This window comes from Streptomyces griseoflavus, assembly GCF_014649995.1.
GTDB lineage: Bacteria > Actinomycetota > Actinomycetes > Streptomycetales > Streptomycetaceae > Streptomyces > Streptomyces griseoflavus.
This window is the reverse complement of the sequence record NZ_BMUC01000007.1, coordinates 237,485-241,850: the sequence shown is the minus strand read 5'-3', so window position 1 is coordinate 241,850 and position 4,366 is coordinate 237,485. Positions and strand designations below refer to the sequence as shown.

The 4,366-nt window shown below is 69.2% G+C and carries 7 protein-coding genes; 5 read left to right on the top strand and 2 right to left on the bottom strand.

The annotated features are described in order from the left end of the window. Positions 1-166: 166 nt before the first annotated feature. A complete protein-coding gene (locus IE172_RS17070; RefSeq protein ID WP_190098087.1) occupies positions 167-727 on the top strand; it encodes an HD domain-containing protein in 561 nt (186 codons plus the stop codon). On the opposite strand, the gene IE172_RS17065 is transcribed toward IE172_RS17070, so the two are convergent. Together IE172_RS17065 and IE172_RS17060 are read right to left on the bottom strand one after the other, a co-directional pair. After that, positions 715-1,185, bottom strand: coding sequence for an NUDIX hydrolase (locus IE172_RS17065; RefSeq protein WP_031023275.1), 471 nt, complete (start codon positions 1,183-1,185; stop codon positions 715-717). The two genes, IE172_RS17070 and IE172_RS17065, sit on opposite strands and share 13 nt — an antisense overlap. Before the next feature lie 28 nt (positions 1,186-1,213). Further along, positions 1,214-1,945, bottom strand: coding sequence for an XRE family transcriptional regulator (locus tag IE172_RS17060; protein ID WP_189408506.1), 732 nt, complete (start codon positions 1,943-1,945; stop codon positions 1,214-1,216). A gap of 157 nt (positions 1,946-2,102) precedes the next feature. Here IE172_RS17060 and IE172_RS17055 point away from each other — a divergent pair, with 157 nt between their 5' ends. The 4 genes from IE172_RS17055 to IE172_RS34570 all read left to right on the top strand — a co-directional run. Then, positions 2,103-2,456, top strand: coding sequence for an SCO3933 family regulatory protein (locus IE172_RS17055; protein WP_031023277.1), 354 nt, complete (start codon positions 2,103-2,105; stop codon positions 2,454-2,456). 3 nt (positions 2,457-2,459) lie between these two features. Further along, a complete protein-coding gene (locus IE172_RS17050) occupies positions 2,460-3,815 on the top strand; it encodes an FtsK/SpoIIIE domain-containing protein (RefSeq protein WP_190098086.1) in 1,356 nt (451 codons plus the stop codon). Between the two features lie 80 nt (positions 3,816-3,895). After that, positions 3,896-4,099, top strand: coding sequence for a hypothetical protein (locus IE172_RS17045; RefSeq protein WP_229886131.1), 204 nt, complete (start codon positions 3,896-3,898; stop codon positions 4,097-4,099). Then, positions 4,099-4,366 (top strand): DUF2637 domain-containing protein (locus IE172_RS34570; RefSeq protein ID WP_229886128.1); only part of this gene is annotated, 268 nt, incomplete at its 3' end. The genes IE172_RS17045 and IE172_RS34570, both read left to right, overlap by 1 nt.

The window sequence follows — 4,366 nt, the reverse complement described above, 5'->3', positions numbered from 1 at the left end:
GCCGCCGCTGGCGAAGACAGGGCGGCGGCCCCGCCGTACAGGCGGCGCGCACCCGCGCCGTGCGCGGGCTTGATGAACGTAGGGAAAGTCTTACCGCACCCATGATCGGCAACCGCCCCGATCGTGGCCTGTCGGCTCTCTGCTGGCCTCGGCTAACGTTCCATGCATGCCTTCTGCACTGGACACGCCCCAGGGAGCGGCCGAACTCGCCGAGTCCCTGCTTCCTCCGCTCGGGAATCGCTGGCTGCACACTCAGGCCGTGGCCGCTCGGGCGCGCGAGGCTTCCGCGGCTGTGTCCGAGGGGGACCGGGATCTCCTCGTCGCTGCCGCGTGGCTGCATGACATCGGCTACGCGCCCGAGCTGCGTGACACCGGCTTCCATCCCCTCGACGGTGCCCGGCACCTCGAATCGCTGGGTGCGCCGGCACGCCTGGTGCGGCTGGTCGCTCATCACTCCGGGGCCGTGTATGAGGCAGAGCAACGCGGGCTCTCGGCAGAGCTGGCCGTCTACGAGCGGGAAGACTCCCCCGTCCTGGACGCTCTGATCTTCGCTGACATGACGACCGGCCCCGCCGGGCAGTCCTTCGACTTCGACACCCGGATCGACGAGATCCTTGTCCGCTACGAGCCGGGCAGCGAGGTGCACAACGCGATCAGCAAGGCACGGCCGTACCTCCAGGGCGCTGTCGAGCGGACCCGCGACCGCATGGCACATCAGCCGATGTAGGGCTCCGCCCGGTCGGCCAGGCCGTGCTCGATCCGCATGCGCATCGACGGATGGATGTTCAGCTCGTCCAGCCTGCTCGGGTCGACGAACGCCACTTCCTTGCTCTCGCTGCTCGTCCGCAGCTCACCGCCGGTGATGCGGGCGTGGAAGCAGATGGAGAACTGCTGACGGACCTCACCGTCGTCGTACGCCATGACGTGGCCCGGGTTGGTGTAGAGGCCGACGAGGCCGGTCACCTCCACATCGAAGCCGGTCTCTTCCTTCGTCTCGCGCACGGCTGCGTCCGGGGCCGACTCGCCCAGGTCGACGCCACCACCGGGCAAGGCCCAGAGGTCGTTGTCGGTCTTGTGGATCAGCAAGACCTCTCCGGCCTCGTTGCGCGCAACGGCGGTCACGGAGGGAACGAGGCTGTTCGCCTTCGGGGCGTTGGGATCGTTGAAGTAGTCGACACGCGCCATGTGTTCAGCGTTGCACGTCCGGGGCTCGTTACGCCTCCCTGCCCCGCTCCCATGCGTAGTCGAAGCTCCGCATGTAGTGCCGGAAGGTCCGTGCTCCGGGGAGGTACCGGAAGTGCATCACCGGGTTCTGACCGGCGGGAGCTCCGAGGACATGCGGGTTCACCAGAACGTCCTCGTCGAACCGGTAGATCGAGTTGTAGAGGATCGTGTCGTGCAACCGGACTTCGACCCCAGGCGTCGACATGGCGGGCTCGAGGTAGCGCCGGGTGATGCGGGCACGTGCGGCCAGGTCACCGCCGATGCCCTCCTCTTCGCCGCGCTGGCGGACCGCTTCGGAGTCGGGGTCCCCGAGCAGGATGCGGACCTGGGCGCCGGCCTTCGCCTTCTCGGCCAGTTGGTCGGGCAGGTCCGGGTTGCTGTCGAAGAGAAAGAGTCCGGCGTACACGAGGACGTCGACCTGATCCGTCGCCTTCTCGATCAGGGATGACCAGAGCGGGGCGGGCACCGCACCACGGTGTGGGTAGTACGTGATCAGCTCGGACGTGCTGGCCTTCTCCGCCTGCTTCTCCACGGACGGCCAGAGGTAGACCTCGTCGACTCCGAGGAAGCTCGCCGCCTTCCAGCGGTGCCCGCGGTGCGGAGTGCGGCCGGTGGTGATCCACCGTTCGACGCTCTTGGGATCCACTCCGACGTGCTCGGCAACGGACTGGATCGTCTCGTCCTTCGCTGAAATTGCCGCGCGCAGACGTTCGTTCGCCATGACGTGCCCTTCACTCGGACGGCTAGGGACGTTTTGACGGTACCTCAGACGTCCCCAAGCGTCCATACGGGCGGTGATGCGTCCACCCCTTCTCACGGTCTCCTGATCTCACCGACGGAATGTCGGTCAACACCTCACCGCAACAGGAGACAAGACGATGCGTCAGATCCCCGTGGACACCGCCAACGCCACCGTGATGGTCGCCAAGGCCCCGCAGCCCAAGGTGAAGGACCGCCGTACCGGTGAGATCGCCACCGACAAGGACGGTGCCACCCTGATGGTCGTGGAGGTCATGTTCTCCACGCCCGACGAGGTGGAGATCCTCAAGCTCACCGTCCCGCAGTCCGGCGTCTCCGAGGACCTGGACATGGGCACCCCGGTGGTCCTGACCGGCCTGGTCGCCTCGCCGTGGGAGAACGAATTCAACGGCCAGAAGCGGCACGGCATCGCCTTCCGCGCAGTCGCGGTGACCTCGCTGACCGCTGCGGACTCGGCCTCGAAGGCGGCCTGAGCCATGACGTGGCTGATCGTCGCCCTGGTGCTGGTCGTCGCCGCTGCGGGTCTCCTGCGGTGGCGGCGCCCCGCCTGGTACTGGCTGACCTTCGGGGTCACCCTCGCCGCGCTGCGGGTCCTGGTCCGGTACGGCTCGGTCATGGACGCCTGCGGCCTCACCGTCCCGGCCCCTCGCTGGCGACTGACGCTGGCCCGGATGACGAACCGCCCCGTTCCCGGACCCCGTGCCCCGCGCATTCTGCGGGTCCGAGTAACCCGAACCGGCCTGGTGCTCCGGCTCAAGCTCCGCCCCGGTCAGGACGCCTTCGACGTGGCCGCCTCATGTGATCGGCTGCGGCACTCATTCGCCATGTACGGCGTGACCTCTCGTGAGCTGCGCTCGGGTGTGGTCGAGCTGCGCATGACCGGCTACGACGTACTCAAGCGCGTGCAGATGCCTGCCGTGGTCGACACCCGACCGATGCGGGTCCCGGTTGCCCTGCGTGAAGACGGGGCCGTCCACTACCGCGACTACCGCGCCGTTCCGCACGCCCTCACCCTGGGGGCTACGGAGTCCGGGAAGTCGGTCTATCAGCGCAACCTCGTCGCCGCCCTCGCGTCGCAGCACGTCGCCCTGGTCGGCATCGACTGCAAGCAGGGCGTCGAGCTGTTCCCGCTGGCCCGCCGGTTCTCCGCGCTCGCCGACAACCCCGACACCGCCGCTGAACTCCTCGACGCGCTGGTGTCCCACATGGAGGACGTCTACCAGCTCATCCGGGCCGAGCAGCGGATCACTGCTGACGTGCCGGATGCGGAGATCGCCGCCGACATCTGGGACCTGCCCGAAGGACTGCGCCCGGTGCCCATCGTGGTCCTGGTCGACGAAGTCGCCGAACTCGCCCTCTTCGCGACGAAGGAGGAGGAGAAGCGGCGGGACCGCATCATCACCGCCCTGGCCCGGCTCGCCCAGCTCGGTCGCGCGGCCGGCATCTACCTGGAGATCTGCGGGCAGCGCTTCGGCTCCGAACTCGGCAAGGGCATCACCATGCTCCGCGCCCAGCTCACCGGCCGCACCGCCCACCGCGTCAACGACGAATCCTCCGCGAACATGGCCCTCGGCGACATCGCCCCGGACGCCGTCCTCGCCGCCATCCAAATCCCCACCGACACCCCCGGCGTCGCCATCACCGGCGACTCGACCGGCGGCTGGGCCCGCATCCGCGCCCCGCACACCTCGCTGCGGCAGGCCGTGAATATCTGCAATCGGCACGCCGACCTGACCCCGGACCTTCCCGCCCTCGCCCCGTTCCGGCCCGCGCTCGGCACCCTCACACCGGTTCCGGCCCCGGCAGTCGAGTCCGCCCCGGCCGCTGCCTGAGCCACACCACCTGATCGGTCGGCGCAACCGCTTCGCGCCAAGTCCCTACCCCTGCCATGCCAGAAACCGGAGGTGCACCCGTGGACACCCGCGAGGACTTCAACCGCACGGTGCAGCTGCTCAGCGCCCTGGCCCTGTACGCCCACACCTATGGAGCCGACCCCGCCTTCGTCGACGCCATCGGCCCCTCCCTGGCCGTCTCCCTTCCCGACCCCCCGCCCGGCATCTTCCCGCCCGGCTACGACCCCACCGACGGCCCCCAGTACCCGGGAGGGCAGCCGTGATGGCCCGCCTCCGCGTCGACGCCGTCCTGGTCCAGGCCGTCATCGCCGGGGCGCTGTCCTTCGCCCACCTGCACGACCTCGCCGCCGCTGCCGGACAGGACGGCTGGAAAGCCTGGGCCTACCCGGTCTCGGTCGACCTGCTCCTGGTCGCCGCCTGGCGTCAACTGCGTACGGACGGGCCGTCCCGGCTCGCCTGGTGCTGGTTCCTCATCGCCCTGGTCGCCTCGCTCGGCGCGAACGTCGCCACCGCCGGACTCCTCGACCTGA